Origin of the sequence: Paraburkholderia sp. J7 (assembly GCF_905220155.1) — a bacterium.
GTDB lineage: Bacteria > Pseudomonadota > Gammaproteobacteria > Burkholderiales > Burkholderiaceae > Paraburkholderia.
The window spans coordinates 45,337-64,287 of the sequence record NZ_CAJMYZ010000006.1; the positions used below are offsets into that span (position 1 = coordinate 45,337).

Genomic DNA, 18,951 nt, shown 5'->3' on the forward strand with positions numbered 1-18,951 from the left:
TTATGCTTCCTGCCGCACGTCGCGCTCTGCGCACGCGCGGCTTTCTTTCACCCGTAACCCGACCCGCTCGCCGTGCTGTCATTCCTGCTGAAACTGCGCACCCGCGCCCGCGATCTCTTTCGCCTGTCCGACGCCCACACGATGCTGATCTGGTCGGTCATCGTGGGCGTTGTGGGCGCGTTTGCGACCGTGATCTTTCGCGAAGGCATCGCGCACGTGCAATTGTTTTTCACGGGCAGCGAAGGCAGCCTCGTCGAGATGGCGCGCCACCTGCCGTGGCACCGGCGCATCTGGATGCCAACCGTCGGCGGCTTTATCGCGGGCTGCCTGCTGCTGCTCGCGCGGCGCAAGGCACCGAGCAACGGCAGCAAGGCGATCCACGCCGACTACATCGAGGCGGTGGCGATCGGCGACGGCGTCATGCCCGTGGGCACGAGCATCTGGCGCAGTCTCTCGTCGCTCTTCACGATCGCGAGCGGCGGCTCGATCGGCCGCGAGGGCCCGATGGTGCAGCTCGCCGCCCTCGCCGCCTCGCTGATCGGCCGCTGGGTGCACTTCGATCCGTCGCGCCTGCGCCTGCTCGTCGCGTGCGGCGCGGCGGCCGGTATCACCTCGGCGTACAACGCGCCTATCGCGGGCGCGTTCTTCGTGACCGAGATCGTGCTCGGCTCCATCGTCATGGAGAGCTTTGGGCCGATCGTCGTCTCCTCCGTGGTCGCCAACATCACGATGCGGGAGTTCGCGGGCTACAAGCCGCCGTATGAAATGCCGGTGTTTCCGGCGGTAACGGGCGTCGAGGTGCTGCTGTTCGTGGCGCTCGGCCTCTTGTGCGGCGCGCTCGCGCCGCAGTTCCTCATGATGATGGATACCGCGAAAAAGGGCTTCGGCCGGCTCAACGCGCCGCTGCCCGTGAGGCTCGCGCTCGGCGGCCTCGTGGTCGGTATCCTTTCCGTCTGGACGCCCGAGGTGTGGGGCAACGGCTATAGCGTCGTGAACTCCATCCTGCATTCGCCGTGGACCTGGACCGCGCTCGCCACGGTGCTCGTTTTCAAGCTCATCGCGACGGCCGCGACGGTCGGCTCCGGCGCGGTGGGCGGCGTATTCACGCCAACGCTGTTCATGGGCGCCGTGCTCGGCTGCCTGTTTGGCCAGGGCATGCACGCGCTCTGGCCCGACGGCACGTCCGCCTCGTACGCCTACGCGATGGTCGGCATGGGCGCGTTCCTCGCGGGGGCGACTCAGGCGCCGCTCATGGCGATCCTGATGATCTTCGAGATGACGCTGAGCTACCAGGTCGTGCTGCCGCTCATGCTTTCGTGCGTGGTCGCGTACTTCGTCTCGCGCGCGATCGGCAAGGCGTCGATGTACGAAATCACGCTGCATCGCAACCGCGAGGAAGCCGAACGCATGCGCCTGCGCATGACGCAGATGCGCGAGCTGGTGCGCCCCGCGCAGACTGTCGTGCTGGAGAGCGCCACCGTGCAGGAAATGACGCGCGTGTTCCTCGAATATCCGGTGAAGTACCTCTACGTGACGGACGAGACGGGGTGCTTTCTCGGCGCAGTCGCGCTGGCCGATATCACTTCGGATCTGCTGCAAAACCGCGACACCTCAAACAAGCACGCCCGCGACTACCTGAAGCCGACGTTCGACGTGCTCACGCCCGACATGTCGCTCGCCGTTGGCCTGCAGCACTTCATGTCGTTCCAGGGCGAGCGCCTGCCCGTGGTCGAAAGCACGCGTGAGCCGACGCTCGCGGGCGTGGTGTACAAGACCTCGCTTCTCGACGCCTATCAGCGCATGAACGCCGAGCGCTAAGTCTCGCGCGTGAGGCGTGTCGCGTGTGGCAAAGCGCGGCGGATTTTCTAGAATTCAGAGGGCAGTTTCAGAAAGCAGGCGCTACGCGGCGCGTGCTGTGCGCCCGCGCACCGACGCGCGTGCGCAAGGCCGCGAGAATCGACGCGGGGATCACTGGAGCGAAGATGAGCGAACCCTCACTCGAAGCCGTACGCCGCGACCACGCGGGCTGGATATTCGTGCACTTGCAGGGCGAGCCATACGACCGGGGCGAGCAGCACGGCAAATTGCTCGCCAACGAAATCCGCAACGCGATCCACACCGCGCGCTACCTCGCGAAATGGGACACGGGCGAGGACTTCGACACCTTCATCAACGCCGCGATTGCGCAGTTCACGCCGCGCCTCGACACCGAGTTCGCCGACGAAATCCAGGGCATCGCCGACGGCGCGGGTCTCAAGTTCGCCGAAGTGCTCGCCTGGAATGGCTACATGGACCTGCTGCAGAGCTGGTGGCCGGTTCATGCGGCGGCGCAGCAAGCTCCCCAGGGGCAACCGTCGGTGCGCCCGTGGCGCGGGCGGCGCGGCCACCACTGCAGCGCCTTCATCGCCACGGGCAGCGCGACGCGCGACGGCCGTATCGTCATGGCGCACAACTCGTGGGACCGCTACGCGGCCGGCGACGCCTTCAACATCGTGTTCGACATCGTGCCCGACTCGGGGCACCGCATCCTCATGCAGGGCTTGCCCGGCTGCATCTCGAGCCTCACCGACTTCTGGATCAACGGCGCGGGCCTCATGGTGACGGAGACGACCATCTCGAACTTCGTCGGCTACCGCGCGAACGGCGCGCCCGAGTTCTATCGCTCGCGCCGGGCGACGCAGTATGCGTCGAGCATTGCGCAATGGTGCGAGATGTTCGCGCAGGCGAACAACGCAGGCTATGTGAACAGCTGGCTCCTCGGCGACACCAAGACCGGCGAAATCGCGCGCTACGAACTGGGCCTGCAGCACGCCGGCTTCGAGAGCACGAAAGACGGCTTCTACAGCGGCTTCAATGCGGCCACCGACCTCAGGATCCGCAACCAGGAATGCACCGGCGAGGCCGACGACTACACCGACGTGCGCCATAACGGCGCGCGCCGCCTGCGCTTCATGCAGCTCGCCCAGGAGCACCACGGCGCAATCGACGCCGAACTCGCCAAGACGATGATCGCCGACCATCACGACGTCTATCTCGAGCGCAGCGACAACCCCTGCTCTCGCACGATCTGCGGGCACCTCGAACTCGACGATGCGCGCTTCGGCGGCGCGGACCATGGGCCGTTCAACCCATGGGGCGCGAACGACGGCAAGGTGGTCGACGGCGAAATGGCGCGCGATCTGTCGTTCTGGGCGCGTTGGGGTCACCCGTGCGGCCGCCCGTTCGACGCCCAGGCGTTCATGCAGCGCCACCCGCAGTGGAACTGGCTCAACGGCTATATGCGCGACCGTCCCTCATGGCCCTGGACGCGCTTCGAGGCGCTGCGCCGGCCCTCGCTTTAATCCCGCGTCACGCCATCGCCCACAAAAAAGCACACGCGTTCGAGACGCGCCGGTGCATTTCCTGCCATTATGGTATTTCCGTATGCGCCTCGCGCACATGAGCCGTTGATCGACTCGTTGTGCCCTTCGCGTAGCGGCGCGCCTGGCCGCCCCGGCTGGCGCGGCCGCCTGCCCCGCCATCACACCTGGCGGACGCGGTACGGCGCTTGCTGCGACCGATGGGCCGCATGAGAAAGGAGGTCGAGCGATGAAAACCTCGACACTGATGACCACCGTGCTGTTGTCGGCGTCTTGCTTCGCCGCTCCGGTACGCACTGCGCAGGAATCACCGGTCGCCCAGGCCAGCGCGCACATCCCGCTCGCAAGTGGACAGTCCCACGCCTACGACGCTCCCGTGGCGCCGCCCGCTCCCAACGTGCCCGTGACCGCGAACGGCCCGCAACACTGGGAATACCTCACACTGCCCAAATCGCACCGCCTCGACAAAACGCTAAGCCCGGACCTGCACGAACAGACCTGAGCCCGACCGGCACCCCGGTTGCGAATATGCGGCGAGTGAGCAGCGCCTGCGCACGCTACGAAGGCGTGCGAGGCCGATTGTGTATGCTTGAGGCGCCGCGCTAGCGTTGCCCGCTGCAACGCAAACCAGACGCGGACATAATTTGAACAATTCCGCATAACGAACGAGACGACGACGCGGACCGCCCACGCCGGCCGCCCGCGTAAAGGACGCCACGCATGTCTGCCTCTCGCATTCCCGACGAACCCATCGATCTGCAATTCGCCGACGTACTGCGCGAAGTGCGCTGGCCCGCCAACAAGGACGAACTCGTGAACGCCGCGCGCGAGGCCGGCGCGAGCAACGAGGTGCTGGCCATCCTCGACGGCATGCCCGAACAGGATTATCGGGACGTCGCGTCCGTTACGCGGCTGATCGGCAGCAACTACGGCCCTGGCCTCGGCGCCTGAATCGCGCGCGTCGCGGGCTTCGTGCGCGCTGGGCTCACGCGCTTCGGCCGAAGACGACTCGCGCGAAAAAGGTCCCCAGCACGGTTTCGACGACCGTTGGCGTGACATGCTGCGGATCGGCCGTGGCGAGAAACTGCACCCCGTCGCACAGCCCGATCAGGCCAACCGCGAGCAGCTCGGGATCGAGCGGCACCGGCGTACCCACGCGCGCCGCAAATTCCTCGATATAGACGGCCAGACTCTCGCGCTTTTCCTTCATGAAGGCGTTAAAGCGCGTGCGAAAGCGTGCGTCGCGCGCGGCCAGCAACTTGGCTTCCACCCACAGCAGGAAGACCTTGTTGTCCTGGGGCATGCGGCTGTAATAGGCGAGCACGCGCGCCTCCATCTGCTCACGCGAGAGCTCGGTCTCGAAGATGGCGCGCAAGTCGGTCTGCATGGCTTCGTGATCGCGCCGCAGCAATTCCACAAGCAGGTCCGACTTGCCCGAAAAGTTCGAGTAGAACGCGCCACGCGTGTATCCCGCCGCGTGCGCAATGTCCTCGACGCTCGCGCCTACGAACCCTTTTTTCATGAACGTGGCCTGCGCGGCGTCGAGCAAGCGCTCGCGCGTCTGATCGCGGCTCTGCTCGCGGGTGAGTCGAATGCGCTTCATGGCTGGGGGCATCGTGATGTGTCGTGGATTGACGCGAGTCTAGCACTGAAACATTCCTCGGATTCAGTTTCGCACTCGGATACAAGGTTGTATTAGAATCCGGCTCATCATCCCAAGTCCGGGTCGGTGCGCGAGCCGCGCCGCGCCCGCGACTCAACGGCGGCGCAACCGGCCCGGTGGTTTTGCGGTTTGCGTGCGTACAAGGCATGTCGTGGTCCAAGCGAGGTCCAAGTGAATCGTCGCGGTCGTGGCGCATCGAGCAGGATGCGCAGTGGTACCGGTAAATTCAGTGCGCCGTGGCGGCATGGCGCGCGCGTGCTTCTCGTACTCGGCGTTGCCGCGCTGGCTGCGTGCGGCAAGCAAAAGGAGGCGCCGCCGCAGCCGCGCCCGGTCGTCTCAATGGCCGTGCACCCCGACGGCGGCGGCGTGAGCCCCGTCTACCCCGGCGAGATCGAGGCGCGCAACGCCACGCCGCTTTCGTTTCGCGTGAACGGCAAAATCATCGAGCGTAGCGTGCGGCTTGGCGATAGCGTCAAACCCGGCCAGACGCTTGCGCAACTCGATCCCGCTGACTTCGAGAAAAACGCGGCAAGCGCGCAGGCCCAGTTCGACGCCGCGCAGCATCGCCTCGTCTTCGCGAAGCAACAGCTCGATCGCGACACGGCCCAGTCGGCGGCCAATCTCATCGCCCGCGCGCAGCTCGAACAGACGCAGGACGCCTACGCATCGGCCGCGGCCCAGCGCGACCAGGCGCAGCAGCAGCTCGCACTGGCAAAGAACCAGTTGCGCTACACGCAGATCGTCGCGGACCACGCCGGCGTCATCACCGCCGAAAATGCCGATACCGGCCAGAACGTGCAGGCCGGCCAGGCCGTCTACCAGCTCGCGTGGACGGGCGACATCGACGTGGTGTGCGACCTGCCCGAGCGCGCCGTGGCCACGCTGCATACCGGCGACTCCGCGCAGGTCACGCTCGGCGCCCTGCCCGGCCGCCACTACACGGCACGCCTGCGCGAACTCGCCGCCGCGGCGGACCCGCAAAGCCGCACGTGGCGCGCGAAGCTCACGCTCGAACACGCCGACGCCGACGTGCGTCTGGGCATGACCGCCAACGTGGCGTTCGCGGTCCCGAGCGAGGCCAGCGCGAGCGCGGTGTTCACGGTGCCGGCCACGGCACTCTTTCACGACGGCGAAGCGCCCGCGATCTGGGTCGTCCGCGCGCCCGACAACGTGCTGCAGCTGCGGCGCGTGAGCGTCGCGCGCTACGACGCGCGCACCATCGCCGTGACGGGTGGGCTGCACGACGGCGAGCGCATTGTGCTGCAAGGTGTGCACACGGTCCACGCAGGCGAGCAGGTGCGCCCGGTAGCGCCGCTGCATCCCGAGGACTTCGCGTCATGAGCCAGGTGACAGGCTCGGGTCCAGGCGCCGATCACGAAGAGGGCCGCTTCAACCTTTCGGCGTGGGCGCTTCGGCATCGGGCGCTCGTGACCTTTCTCGTTGCGCTGGCAACGATCTTCGGCGCGCTCGCCTATACGCGGCTCGCGCAGTCGGAAGACCCGCCCTTCACGTTCCGCGTGATGGTGATCCAGACCTTCTGGCCAGGCGCCACCGCGCGCCAGGTCGAGGACCAGGTGACGACGCGCATCGGCCGCAAGCTGCAGGAAACACCGTATATCGACTTCCTGCGCAGCTACTCGCGTCCAGGCGAATCGCTCGTGTTCTTCACGATGAAGGACTCCGCGCCTGTGAGCGAAGTGCGCGAGACCTGGTACCAGGTGCGCAAGAAGGTGGGCGACATTGCCTACACGCTGCCCCAAGGCGTGCAGGGTCCGTTTTTCAACGACGAGTTCGGCGACGTCTATACCAACATCTACGCGTTGGAAGGCGACGGCTTTTCGCCCGCGCAACTGCACGACTACGCGGACAAATTGCGCGAGCAGCTGCTGCGCGTGCCCGATGTGGGCAAGGTCGATTATTTCGGCGATCCCCAGCAGCGCATCTACATCGAGATTCCGAACACGCAATTGACGCGCCTCGGCATCTCTCCCACGCAGCTCGGACAAGTGATCGGCGCGCAGAACAGCGTTTCGGCCGCGGGCACGCTCACGACCGCCGACGACCGCGTGTTCGTGCGCCCGAGTGGCCAGTACGAGGACCTGGGCGCGATAGCCAATACGCTGATTCGCGTGAACGACCGCACGTTTCGCCTGGGCGACATCGCGACGATCCGGCGCGGCTACGACGAACCGCTCGCCACGCAGATGCGCTTCCAGAACCAGGCCGTGCTCGGCGTCGGCCTCACGATGCAGCCGGGCGGCGACGTCATTCGCCTCGGCAAGGCGCTCGATGCGCGTGTCGAGCAGTTGCGCGCGCAACTTCCGGCGGGCCTGAAGCTCGTCGAAGTGTCGAGCATGCCCGATGCCGTCTCGCGCTCGGTGGACGACTTCGTCGAAGCCGTGGCCGAAGCCGTGGGCATCGTGCTGCTCGTGAGCCTCGTCTCGCTCGGCGTGCGCACGGGCATGGTGGTCGTGATCACCATTCCGATCGTGCTCGCCGTCACCTCGCTCGCGATGTACCTCTTCGGCATCGGCCTGCACAAAGTCTCGCTCGGCACGCTCGTGCTCGCGCTCGGCCTGCTCGTGGACGACGCCATCATTTCCGTCGAAATGATGGCCGTGAAACTCGCGCAGGGCTGGAACCGCACGCGCGCCGCCGCGTTCGCGTACACCAGCACGGCGTTCCCGATGCTCACCGGCACGCTCGTCACCGTTTCGGGCTTCTTGCCCATCGTGCTCGCGAGGTCGAGCACCGGCGAGTACACGCGCTCGATCTTCCAGGTCTCCGCGATCGCGCTGATCGCCTCATGGTTCGCGGCCGTGGTGCTGATCCCGCTGCTCGGCTACCGGCTGTTGCCGGAGCGCAAGCCCGACCCGAACGCGTCGAATACCGCCCATGGCAATGACCACGAGCACGAGATTTATGACACGCGTTTCTACCGGCGCCTGCGCGGCTGGATCGGCTGGTGCATCGAGCGCCATGCGATCGTGCTCGTCCTGACCATCGCGCTTTTCGTGGCCGCGCTCGCGTGCTTCAAGCTCGTGCCGCAACAGTTCTTTCCGAGTTCCGATCGCCCCGAGCTGCTCGTGGACGTGCGCCTGCCCGAAAGCGCCTCGATCGATGCGGCGCTGCGGCAAACGAAGCGCCTCGAAGCGGCGCTCAAGGGCCGCCCCGAGATCGACCATTTCATCGACTTCGTCGGCACCGGCGCGCCGCGGTTTTATCTGCCGCTCGACCAGCAGTTGCAGCAGCCCAATTTTGCGCAGTTCGTGATCACGACGAAGTCGGTCGAAGATCGCGAGAAGCTCGCAAGCTGGCTCGAACCGATGCTGCGCGAGCAGTTCCCGGCTATCCGCACCCGCCTCTCGCGCCTCGAAAACGGGCCGCCCGTCGGCTACCCCGTGCAGTTCCGCGTGAGCGGCGACGATATCCCGACGGTGCGTGACATCGCCAACAAGGTGGCGGCGACGCTACGCGCCGATCCGCGCACCGACAACGTGAACTTCGACTGGGACGAGCCCGCGGGACGTTCGCTGCACTTCCAGATCGACCAGCAAAAGGCGCGCGCGCTCAATGTCTCGTCGCAGGACATCGCCAACTTCCTGCAGATGACCTACTCGGGCTATACCGTTACGCAGTATCGCGAGCGCGACAAGCTCATCAGCGTCGATCTGCGTTCGCCCGCCGCCGAACGCGTCGACCCCGCGCGCCTCCTCACGCTTGCCATGCCCACGCCCAACGGCCCGGTGCCGCTCGGCGCGCTCGGGCATCTCGCCAACGATCTGGAGTACGGCGTGATCTGGTCGCGCGACCGGCAGCCCACCATCACCGTGCAGTCCGATGTGCGCGCGGGCGCGCAAGGTATCGACGTCACGCATGCGCTCGACCGGCAGCTGGAGTCGGTCAAAGAAGCGCTGCCACCCGGCTACCACATCGAGGTGGGCGGCTCCGTCGAGGAAAGCGCGAAGGGCCAGGCGTCGATCTTCGCGCAGTTGCCGGTGCTTGCCATTGCCGTGCTCACGCTGCTGATGATCCAGCTGCAAAGCCTCTCGCGCGTGCTGATGGTCGTGCTGACCGCACCGCTCGGTCTGATCGGCGTGGTGATCGCCCTGCTCGTGTTCCGGCAGCCGTTCGGCTTCGTGGCCATGCTCGGTGTGATCGCCATGTTCGGGATCATCATGCGCAATTCGGTGATTCTCGTCGATCAGATCGAGACGGACATTCGCGCCGGGCACAAGCGCTTCGACGCCGTGGTGGGCGCAACGGTGCGCCGCTTCCGGCCGATCATGCTGACCGCCGCGGCCGCCGTGCTCGCGCTCATTCCGCTGCTGCGCTCGAACTTCTTCGGGCCGATGGCCACGGCGCTAATGGGCGGCATCACGATTGCAACCGTGCTCACGCTGTTCTTCCTGCCCGCGGCTTACGCGGCCGCGTTCCGCGTGCGCAGCAGCGAGACTGACGAGACCGGCAACGCGCCGGAACAGGCATCATGAAGATGGCTCATTTGACTTCGGCGGCGCGCGCGCGCAACTCAGCGCGCTCGCACGCAACAGGTTCCGTGCTTGCGCTGCGATCGCTCGCCGCATGCGTCGCGCTCGCGCTCGCAGGCTGCGCGATGGGGCCGACCGGTGAGCCGCCGGCCATGCCTCAGCCCGAGCACTACGGCACCGAGGCGCAACCGGCGCAGACTGTCGCCGCCCAGGGCGTCGCCCAGCAGTTCGTAACAGGCGCTGAGCCGGTGCCGCAATGGTGGACGCTCTACGGCTCCGACGCGCTCGATGCGCTCGTGAACGAGGGTCTCGCCCACAGCCCGAATCTCGCCGCCGCCGACCACAACCTGCAAGCGGCGCGCGAGCAATTGCGCGGCCAGATCGGCAGCTCGCTCCTGCCGACCGTCGACGCCATCGGCATCGCGCAACGCCAGCAGCAGCCCGCGATCCCGCAGTTCGGCATTGACCAGTTGCAGTACGGGATTTTCGCGGGCCTGATCGACGTTCGCTATACCTTCGACGTGTTCGGCGCGACCCGCCTGAACAACGCGGCGCTCGCCTCGCGCGTGAACGTGCAGGCGTTCCAGTTCGAGGCTGCGCAGCGCGCGCTTGCCGCGAACATCGTGGCGAGCGCGCTCGGCGCAGCGACGCTGCATGCGCAGATCGACACGACCGAGCAACTGATTGCGCTCGCCAATGCGCAGGCCGACGACGTGCAAAAGCGCTACGCGCTCGGCTCTGCTTCGCGCACCGATCTGCTGAGCGCGCAGCAAAGCGCGGCGTCGCTCGCGGCGAGTCTGCCGGGGCTGCGCCAGCAATGGGTCGCGCAGCGCCATGCGCTGGCCGTGCTGGTCGGCCGCACGCCCGACCAGGCGCCGCCAGACCTCGATCTCTCCAGCTTGACCTTGCCCGCGCAGGTGCCCGTGGTCATCCCTTCAGAACTCCTGAGAACCCGTCCAGATATCGAAGCCGCCGAAGCCACGCTCAAGGCTGCCGCAGCCGGTGTCGGCGCCGCGACCGCGCAGATGTACCCGAGCATCACGCTTTCGGCGGCGCTCGGCCAGGGCGGCTTCAGCTGGCCCGTCGTCACCTCGGGCGCGGGTGCGCTGTGGGCAATCGGCGCTTCACTTTCGCAGCCAATCTTTCATGGCGGTGCGCTCCTCGCACAACGGCGCGCGGCGTTGCAGTCGTACGAGGCAGCCAACGACACGTACAAGCAAACAGTGCTCACCGCGTTCCAGGATGTCGCCGACCGTCTCGCCGCGCTCGAGCACGACGCTCAGGCCCTCGACGCGGCGAGCACGTCGGCGCGCACGGCCCAGGGCGTTTATGAGGACACCAACGCGCGCTACAAGCTGGGCGCCGTGCCGTGGTACGCGGTGCGCCAAAGCGAGCAGCAATGGCGTAACGCGCGGCTCGACGAAATCCGCTATCGCGGCACGCGGCTTTCCGATACGGCCGCGCTCTTCCAGGCGATGGGCAATCCGCCGGTGAATCCGGCGACGCTCGGCAGCGGGCACGCCGCGAGCACAGCGGCGACAGCGCCGGCTGCAGACGTTGGCGCTGCCGCGCAGGACAAGTAACACCCGCGTTTTTCCGTGCGTCTCGCGATACCATGATCGGCAGCGCGCCGTTCGAGACGGCGCAGCCGCATCACGGAGACGACATCATGCCCAGCCCTTCGCTCGACTTCTGGTTCGACCTCGCCAGCAACTACAGCTATTTGAGCGTGATGCGCATCGAAGCGCTCGCCGGGCGGGCTGGCGTAGCGGTGCGCTGGCGTCCCTTCCTGCTCGGCCCCATTCTCGACGCGCTCGGCTGGGAAGGCCCGCCCTTCGTCGTGCAGAAGGAAAAAGGCGCGTATGTGTGGCAGGACATGCGTCGGCAGTGCCGCAAATACGCGCTGCCGTGGCAACAGCCCACCGAGTTTCCGCGCCGCACCGTGCTCGCAACGCGCGTCGCCGTGCTCGCCGCCGACGAACCGTGGCTGCCCGGCTGGTGCCGCGCCGTCATGACGCGCAACTATGGCGACGACCGTGAGGTCGATTCGCCCGAAGCGGTCGCACACATGCTCACCGCGTTGGGGCTCCCGGCGCAGCCGCTCATCGAGGAAGCCGGCAGCGATGCGAACCGGCAGCGGCTGCGTGAGCGGACCCAGGCGGCGCGCGACCTGGGCATCTTCGGCGCGCCGACGTTTTTCGTCGGCGAGGACATGTTCTGGGGTAACGACCGGCTGGAAGACGCGATCGAAGCGGCGCTCTGTGCGACGCAGAATCAGGACAGCGTGTAGCCCTCTTCCCTGCGTCCTCCGTCGTTGCTCTGTCAGGATTTTCTGACCCTTATTTTCAGGATAGAACTGTTACACTGCGCCGTAACGCGAGTCAGGTTTTCCTGACTCCACCGCTAACCGTTCGCATTCCTACATATATAGAAGAATCCTCATCGGAGAGAGATTCGCTTGATTCGAACGGCCTGAACCGTGAGAACGGCGCGACGCACGACAACCGGGGAGATCACGACCATGGGGCATCAAGTGAAGCGTAGCATTTGCTTCGCAGTATTAATTATCTCCAGCGGCGCTGCCTATGCAGGCCTCGACTGCGAGGGGTCGCGCGGCGGCTTCCGCTTCCAGACCGACGATAGCTGGACCGGCACCGACAAGCTCGAGCACTTCGCGGTGTCCGCGCCGTTCGGCGCGCTCGGGGGCTGGCTCACGCGCGACACGGACCACCCGGTCGTGTATGGCACGCTGATCGGCACGGTGCCGGGACTCCTGAAGGAAACGCTCGACGGAACCTGCCGTACCAACGGCTTCTCCATTAAGGACCTGTTTGCCGATACGCTCGGCGCCCTCACGGGTGCGTGGCTCGCACACTGGGCCCTCACGTATTCGCGAGGTTCGCACAGCCAAACCTTCGGACTGCGTTACGACAATGTGTTTTGACGCTCGATGCCTCATGCGGCTCGCCTGCGCACAAAGCCTTTGGCGTCAGGCAGTTAGCTTCGATATCCCAGGGTTATGAACAGGGGCTTCAACAAAAACTGTGGAAAACTCCGCGCGGGAGTTACCCACAGATTTTGTTGGCAGCCCTGTGGAAAAGCCCTGGAAAGCTCAGCCAACTCCTTGGCCCACAAGGAAATTCCGTTCATCAAACAAAACACGGCGCGTCGTTGCCGACGCGCCGTGTTTATCCTGCATACCTCAACAAACCCGAATCAAGGTTTGTTCGTTTCGAACAGATCCATGATCTGCTTCTTCTCCGTCGTGGTGACGCTCGGAGGCGTCATCCCGCCAGGTCCCATGCTGCCGGTCGCCCCGCTCGCATCGCTCGCCGCCCCCGCCGGGTTCGCCGAGTCCAGACCGATGCTCGCGACGAAGCCGTTACCCGGCGTCATGTCCGAAAAGAACAGCTCGTCGTTGATCGTCGTGAGGCCCTCGGGCATCGCCGGCTCTTCCTGCGGCACGCCGCGCAGCGCGCGCTGCATGTATTCCACCCAGATCGGCAACGCGAGCTGCGCGCCGAACTCGCGGCTGCCGAGGCTCTTCGGCTGATCGTAGCCCATCCACGCCACGGCAACGAGCGTGCGCTGATACCCCGCGAACCAGCCGTCCTTGGCGTCGTTGGTCGTACCGGTCTTGCCTTGCAGGTCGTTGCGATGGAGCACGTTGGTGCCCGCACCCGTACCCGCCGTCGCCACCGAATGCAGCAGGCTGTTCATCACGAACGCGTTGCGCGGCGAGAGCGTTTGCGGCGCATTCTGGCCCGCCACGAGCGGCTGCGCGCGCAGGATCGGCTGGCCGTGAGCGTCGTCGACTTCGGCGATCAGATACGGGTTGATGCGATAGCCGCCGTTCGCGAACACGCTGTACGCGCCCGCCGACTGCAGCGGCGTGACGAGGCCCGCGCCGAGCGCCATCGGCAGGTACGGCGGGGTCTTGTCCGCGTCGAAGCCGAAGCGCTGCGTCACGTAGTCCTGCGCGTACTTCGTGCCGATGTACGACAGGATGCGGATCGACACGAGGTTCTTCGACTTCTGCAGCGCGAGCCGCATCGTCATCGGGCCTTCGGGCTGGTCGTCGTCCTTCGGCTCCCATGCGTCGCCGCCCGGCGTGCTGGGCGGGAAATAGAGCGGCGCGTCGTTGATGATCGTCGCCGGTCCAAGGCCCTTTTCAAGCGAAGCCGAGTAGATGAACGGCTTGAAGCTCGAGCCGGGCTGACGCCACGCCTGCGTGATGTGATTGAACTTGTTCTTGTTGAAGTCGAAGCCGCCGATCAGCGCACGGATCGCGCCGTCCTGCGGCGTGAGCGAGACGAGCGCGCCTTCCACTTGCGGCAATTGCGTGATCTGCCAGTTGCCCTTCGCGTCTTGCATCAGGCGCACGATGGAGCCCGGGCGAATGTGCAGCGCCTGCGAGGCGCGCGGCGAGAGCGCGGCTGCCACGAAGCGCAGGCCCTCGCCCGTCACCGTCACCGAGGTGCCGTCGAGTTGTTGTGCCGTCACCGACTTCGGACCCGCGTCGATCACGACCGCCGAGACGAGGTCGCCGTTGTCCGGGTGGTCGGTCAGCGCGTCTTCGATTGCCTGCTCGCGGTCGTCGCCGTCGGCGGGCAGTTGCACGAAACCTTCCGGCCCGCGATAGCCATGGCGGCGCTCGTAGTCCATCACACCCTTGCGCACGGCCGCGTAGGCGGCGTCCTGGTCGGCGGAATCGATCGTCGTCGTGACGGTGAGCCCGCGCGTATAGGTCTCGTCCTTGTACTGCGCGTACATCATCTGACGCACCATTTCCGCGACGTATTCGGCGTGCACGTTGTACTCGGTGCCGGCGGTCTTCGTCTGCAGCGGTTCCTTCATCGCTTCGTCGTATTGAGCCTGCGTGATGTAGCCGAGATCGAGCATGCGCTTGAGGATGTACTCCTGGCGAATCTTCGCGCGGTGCGGATTGACGATCGGGTTATACGCCGAAGGCGCTTTCGGCAGCCCTGCGAGCATCGCGGCCTGGGCGACCGTAATGTCCTTCAGGTCCTTGCCGAAGTACACGCGCGCCGCCGCCGAAAAACCGTAGGCGCGCTGACCCAGATAGATCTGGTTCATGTACAGCTCGAGAATCTGGTCCTTGGTGAGCGCGCGCTCGATCTTGTAGGCGAGCAGCATCTCGTAGACCTTACGCGTGTAGGTCTTCTCGCTCGAAAGGAAAAAGTTGCGCGCAACCTGCATCGTGATCGTGCTCGCGCCTTGCGAGGCGCCACCGTGCATGAGGTCCGCCACGCCCGCGCGCAGGATGCCGACGAAGTCCACACCGCCGTGCTCGTAGAACCGGTAGTCCTCGATGGCAAGCACGGCCTTCTTCTGGATGTCAGGAATATCCTGGAAGCGGACGAGCTGACGACGCTCTTCGCCAAACTCGCCGATCAGCACGTGATCGGCGGTATAGATGCGCAGCGGCACCTTGGGCTGATAGTTGGTGAGCGCGTCGAGCGATGGCAGCTGCGGCTCCATCACGACGAGCCCGTAACCCACGAGCAGCGCACCCACCACGCAGAGCGTACCGATCAGGCCGACGAACCAGAGCGCGAGCGTCGTTCCAATGGAGCGCCGCTTCGGGCTGCCATCGCGCGGCCCGTTGCCGCCGGAACCGCCGCCTGAGCCGCCACCCGATTCAGGACGGCGAGGCGGCTGGCGCCCGTTGTTGAAGGAGGGTTCCCGATCTTCGTTCGGGTACTGCGGTGAAGGCGGTCGTTTGATGATAGGCATGACTGGAATGATGGGCGCGTCTCGCGCGCGCCGGCTGCGCGCAACTCGCACGCATGGATCTCGACCACGGCGTCATGGCGCCAATGCGGCATACGACGTCGCCGGCTCAAGCCCGGCGACGCGGCGCGACCGGCAACGCCCCCGTCCGGCCGCGCGGCGCGCACTACGGCACGCCACAGGCGAATACACGCCCGTTCAGGCGCCATTCGCGAAATGTAACAGCGCATTCTAAAGAAATCGCGGGCGGCGGGTCGCGCTTTTTTTGTAAGAGTTTCTTGGGAAATGATTCCCGCCCGATTTTTTGCCGGCCCGGCGCTCGCTTGCGCTGATTGTGGCTTTATGCGCGAAAAGTTTCGTCGCCCCCTTCATTCAGGCGACAAATTGAAAAATTTCACCCAAATAACGGCAAATTCTTGCAGGCAGGGTTATTCCCATCCGAGCACCTTCCGATTGCGCATCGGCGCACTCGTCTTATGATGAAAGATCTGCTACACGCCCCTGTTCGCGCCCGGGCAAGCCCGCACTTATTCTTACAAATCGCTGTGGCGCAGGCAGGAAAACGGACGTCATACGAAGCCGACCCAACGGCCCGCCGATTATGAACAAGCCTAGCGAACGCATCGTCGTCTTCGTCACGCCCGCGCAAAAGCGCGCGATCTCCGCTACCGCCGGCGAGCTTGGCATCAGTATTAGCGAGCTCATGCGCCGCGCCGTGATTGCGTTCAGCGCCACGAGCGATCAGGTGAAAGCCGCAAGCATTGTCGACCGGCTCAACGCGCCGCGTCAGCCCGACGCGCTCGCCCAGGTGCTGCAAAAGGCAGCGAAGCCGCTGCGTGCGGGCCGCGCAGGCGCGATCCGGCCAACCGATGGCGCGGCGGCGGCCATCGGTGCGACCAGAGCGGGCCCGGACGCGCAGCAAGATGCTGCTGACGCGGATCGCGAGACAACTGCGCCCCTTCACGGCCGCACCGCCCACGTGCAAACGCCTCATGCGTCAGACGCCCCCCTGCCCGCCGCGCACACCGACGAAACAGACGTGAGCCATGCCGCACGCGAAATTGCGCAGGCTGTGGCTCGACTCAGCGCCGAAGCGGCTGCCGCAGACGAAAGCGCCGCGCTCGACAGCGCCGCCGCGCACTCGCTCGACGTCGAGCCGCTGCAACCACTAAGCTCGGCGCCCTTCGCACGTTCGCGGCGCAACGCAAGCGACGCGGGCAACGCAGGCGACGAAGCCCACAGCGACGACGGCGCGCCCGAAGGCGGAAAATTCGCCTGACACGGGCCGCATTCGCGCCGCCATACGCCTGTGTCACAGTCGGCGCTTAACACCTGCTTACGCGTTCGTGCGCGGGCTGTGCGCGGCCTGTTCCTTTAAGTCCCTTTTAAGACAGGCCGTGGTGTAATATCCGCGGTCGATGGCGGCGCCCGGCCTCCAGCGGTACTCCCAGCCGCGCAGCCAGGCTTCGTTCTGACGAACATACGCGTGCAAGAAAACGCCGTCACGCTATTGCAATTGCCGCACTTGCCCCGATTTGCGCGGTGCATGTGCGCCAGGCGCAAAGCGGCGTAAGCTGGTAGATGGATCAGCCGTCGCCAGCCGGCCGGCGCGTGAGCCCAACCCGCATGCACGCACCTCGGCTCATCATGGCCGATCTCATTTCACTGGAGGAATTCATGTCGCTTTTCGACTCCATCTCCCGCACCGTCAAGGGCCTGCTCAACGACGCGGCTGACTCGGTGCAGGATCCGTCGCGCGACGCGCGCCAGATCGTGCGTGAGCTCGACGACAGCATCGCCCGCGCGGAGAACTCGCTCGTCGAGATCCAGGCGCAGGTCGCGACGCAGCAAAGCAAGCGCGACGTGGCCGCCGACAAGGCGAAGAAGTACGAAGACGGCGCAAAGCGCGCGCTGCAATCGGGCGACGAAGCGCTCGCACGCGAAGCACTCGGCGCGCAGCAAACCGCCGAAGCCGAGCGCGACGCCCTCGCGGGCGAACTGGCCAAGCTCGAACCATCGGTCGATCAACTCAAGCAGCAGATCGACGACATGCGCCAGCGCCGCAACGACCTGAACGCACGCTCGAACATCCTGCAGGCGAAGCAGCAGATCGCCCAGGCGAAGGATGTCGCGGCGACGGCGCTGGGCGGCATCGGTGGCAAGAATCTCGATGGCGACTTCCAGAAGCTGGAAGAGAAGGTCGCGCTGTCGAACGCGCGCTCGGACGCCCGGCTGAATTCGTCCGACCAGTCGAGCGGCAAGGCGCTCGACGACAAGCTCGCGGCGCTCAATAAGGGGCCGTCGGTAGACGAGCGCCTCGAGGCGCTCAAGAAGCAGATGAACACGCCGGCGCAGTAAAGCGCGCCAGCGTGCTGGATGCGGCGCGGCATGGGCCGCGCTGCCGGCATAGCGCCGCATCCCCGTATCGAATGCCATGGAGACGGGCGTCAAGCCGCCCGGCCAGCAACATGAAAAAGTTTCTTGCCGCTGCCAGCATCGCTGTCGCATCGCTCGCTTTCACGGGCGGCGTGGCGTTCGCCGTGCCGAGCGTGCAGCAGATCGAATCCGCGATGTCCCAGGGCGACTGGCAGCGCGCCGACTCGGGACTCACCGAAGTCCTGCAGGCGCATCCGGACAACGCTCGCGCCCACTACCTCTACGCCCAGGTGCTCAACCGCGAAGGCCGTTACGCCGACGCGCTCACGCAGGTCCAGCAAGCGAAGTCGCTCGATCCGCAAATCCGCTTCACCCAGCCGCAGCGTTTCGCGCAGGTCGAAGCGAAGATCCGCTCCGACGCCACGCGCGCCGGCGCGGTGACGACGAGCAGATCGAACAACCCGTTCACGCAGCAAGCAGCGGCGGCTCCCACGCCGCAAAGGCAGGGTCCTGGTATGGGCATGTGGATTGGTATCGCCATTCTGTTGGTCGGCATTGCGCTCGTGCTGCGCTGGACGCTGCGCCGCGCGAAGTCCACCGAAGACGCCAAGGCCGGCGACGACCGCCGCGACCAGCTCAAGCGCGCCACCGAACTGCTCAACGGCGTGCGCTCGCTCAAGCTCGACGTGAAGCTTTCGACGGCACCGGGCCACGAAGCGCTCGAGAAGGAAGTCGATGGACTCGAAGCGCAGTTGCGCAGCCTCGTCGAAACGCTCTCGAACAGCGCGAATCCGCGGCCGCCGTACGAGATCGAGGACCTCGAACGCCAGTTCGCGAGCCTCAAGGCGCGCGCCGAAGGCCGTCCCGATCCGAACGCGCAGCCCGCAGCGCCGGAGTACGGCAGCAACTCGAGCTACGCGCGTGAAGCCGATGCCGCATTCGGGCGTCAGCCGCAGTATCCGCCGGCGCCGCCGCAGCAACCGCCGCAGGTCATCGTGCAGCAAGGCGGCGGTGGCATGGGCGGCATGGGCGGACTGCTCACGGGCGTCCTGCTCGGTGAAGCGCTGAACCACGGCCGCGACCGCGTGATCGAGCGCGACGTGTTCGTCGACGAGGATGGGCGCCGTGTTCAGCGCGACGGCAGCGGCAATGGCGGCGGCCTCGACTTCGGCCAGGGATCGAACGACTGGGACGACGGCTCGGGCGGCGGCGGTGTCGACATGGGCAGCAACGACAGCTCGGACGACTGGAACAACTCCTGAGGCTTCTCCAGCGCACACCGCTTACGCAAACGACGGGCTCCTTCACG

General features: G+C 66.0%; 14 protein-coding genes. 12 read left to right on the top strand and 2 right to left on the bottom strand.

The features are described 5' to 3' along the window. The first annotated feature begins 72 nt into the window (after window positions 1-72). The 4 genes from U5A58_RS11545 to U5A58_RS11560 all read left to right on the top strand — a co-directional run bounded on the left by U5A58_RS11545 (window position 73) and on the right by U5A58_RS11560 (window position 4,310). Entirely contained in the window at window positions 73-1,818 is a 1,746-nt protein-coding gene (locus U5A58_RS11545; RefSeq protein ID WP_321961556.1) for a ClcB-like voltage-gated chloride channel protein, read from the top strand. 164 nt (window positions 1,819-1,982) lie between these two features. Beyond that, window positions 1,983-3,341, top strand: coding sequence for a C45 family peptidase (locus tag U5A58_RS11550; protein ID WP_321961557.1), 1,359 nt, complete (start codon window positions 1,983-1,985; stop codon window positions 3,339-3,341). A 247-nt stretch (window positions 3,342-3,588) separates the two neighbouring features. Beyond that, window positions 3,589-3,861 carry a hypothetical protein gene (locus U5A58_RS11555; RefSeq protein WP_321934832.1) on the top strand — a complete coding sequence of 91 codons (273 nt, stop codon included), beginning with the start codon at window positions 3,589-3,591 and terminating at the stop codon, window positions 3,859-3,861. A gap of 218 nt (window positions 3,862-4,079) precedes the next feature. Next, window positions 4,080-4,310, top strand: coding sequence for a DUF2795 domain-containing protein (locus U5A58_RS11560; RefSeq protein WP_321961558.1), 231 nt, complete (start codon window positions 4,080-4,082; stop codon window positions 4,308-4,310). 34 nt (window positions 4,311-4,344) lie between these two features. Here U5A58_RS11560 and U5A58_RS11565 read toward each other — a convergent pair whose 3' ends face one another. Next, window positions 4,345-4,962, bottom strand: coding sequence for a TetR/AcrR family transcriptional regulator (locus tag U5A58_RS11565; protein WP_321961559.1), 618 nt, complete (start codon window positions 4,960-4,962; stop codon window positions 4,345-4,347). 264 nt (window positions 4,963-5,226) lie between these two features. Here U5A58_RS11565 and U5A58_RS11570 point away from each other — a divergent pair, with 264 nt between their 5' ends. The 5 genes from U5A58_RS11570 to U5A58_RS11590 all read left to right on the top strand — a co-directional run bounded on the left by U5A58_RS11570 (window position 5,227) and on the right by U5A58_RS11590 (window position 12,456). Continuing rightward, on the top strand, window positions 5,227-6,363 hold the full coding sequence (locus U5A58_RS11570; protein WP_321961560.1) for an efflux RND transporter periplasmic adaptor subunit: 1,137 nt from the start codon (window positions 5,227-5,229) through the stop codon (window positions 6,361-6,363). Then, window positions 6,360-9,515: an efflux RND transporter permease subunit gene (locus U5A58_RS11575; protein WP_321961561.1), complete on the top strand. Its 3,156-nt coding sequence runs from the start codon at window positions 6,360-6,362 to the stop codon at window positions 9,513-9,515. The genes U5A58_RS11570 and U5A58_RS11575 overlap by 4 nt, the downstream gene beginning before the upstream one ends. Further along, window positions 9,512-11,095: an efflux transporter outer membrane subunit gene (locus U5A58_RS11580; RefSeq protein WP_321961562.1), complete on the top strand. Its 1,584-nt coding sequence runs from the start codon at window positions 9,512-9,514 to the stop codon at window positions 11,093-11,095. The genes U5A58_RS11575 and U5A58_RS11580 overlap by 4 nt, the downstream gene beginning before the upstream one ends. An 86-nt stretch (window positions 11,096-11,181) precedes the next feature. Beyond that, entirely contained in the window at window positions 11,182-11,802 is a 621-nt protein-coding gene (locus tag U5A58_RS11585; RefSeq protein WP_321961563.1) for a 2-hydroxychromene-2-carboxylate isomerase, read from the top strand. A gap of 231 nt (window positions 11,803-12,033) precedes the next feature. Continuing rightward, complete coding sequence (locus tag U5A58_RS11590; RefSeq protein WP_321961564.1) at window positions 12,034-12,456, top strand: hypothetical protein; 423 nt, start codon at window positions 12,034-12,036, stop codon at window positions 12,454-12,456. Window positions 12,457-12,728: 272 nt separating this feature from the next. On the opposite strand, the gene U5A58_RS11595 is transcribed toward U5A58_RS11590, so the two are convergent. Next, window positions 12,729-15,269: a penicillin-binding protein 1A gene (locus U5A58_RS11595; protein WP_321908660.1), complete on the bottom strand. Its 2,541-nt coding sequence runs from the start codon at window positions 15,267-15,269 to the stop codon at window positions 12,729-12,731. Between the two features lie 598 nt (window positions 15,270-15,867). Between U5A58_RS11595 and U5A58_RS11600 the strand changes: the two genes are divergently transcribed. The 3 genes from U5A58_RS11600 (at window position 15,868) to U5A58_RS11610 (ending at window position 18,904) form a co-directional block, all read left to right on the top strand. Beyond that, window positions 15,868-16,545, top strand: coding sequence for a hypothetical protein (locus U5A58_RS11600; protein ID WP_321961565.1), 678 nt, complete (start codon window positions 15,868-15,870; stop codon window positions 16,543-16,545). 398 nt (window positions 16,546-16,943) lie between these two features. Continuing rightward, the gene (locus tag U5A58_RS11605) at window positions 16,944-17,624 is read left to right on the top strand and encodes a PspA/IM30 family protein (protein ID WP_042265728.1); all 681 of its coding nucleotides are present in this window, start codon (window positions 16,944-16,946) and stop codon (window positions 17,622-17,624) included. 110 nt (window positions 17,625-17,734) lie between these two features. Further along, window positions 17,735-18,904 (top strand): tetratricopeptide repeat protein, encoded by a 1,170-nt coding sequence (locus U5A58_RS11610; RefSeq protein ID WP_321961566.1) that lies wholly within the window; start codon window positions 17,735-17,737, stop codon window positions 18,902-18,904. Window positions 18,905-18,951: the final 47 nt, after the last annotated feature.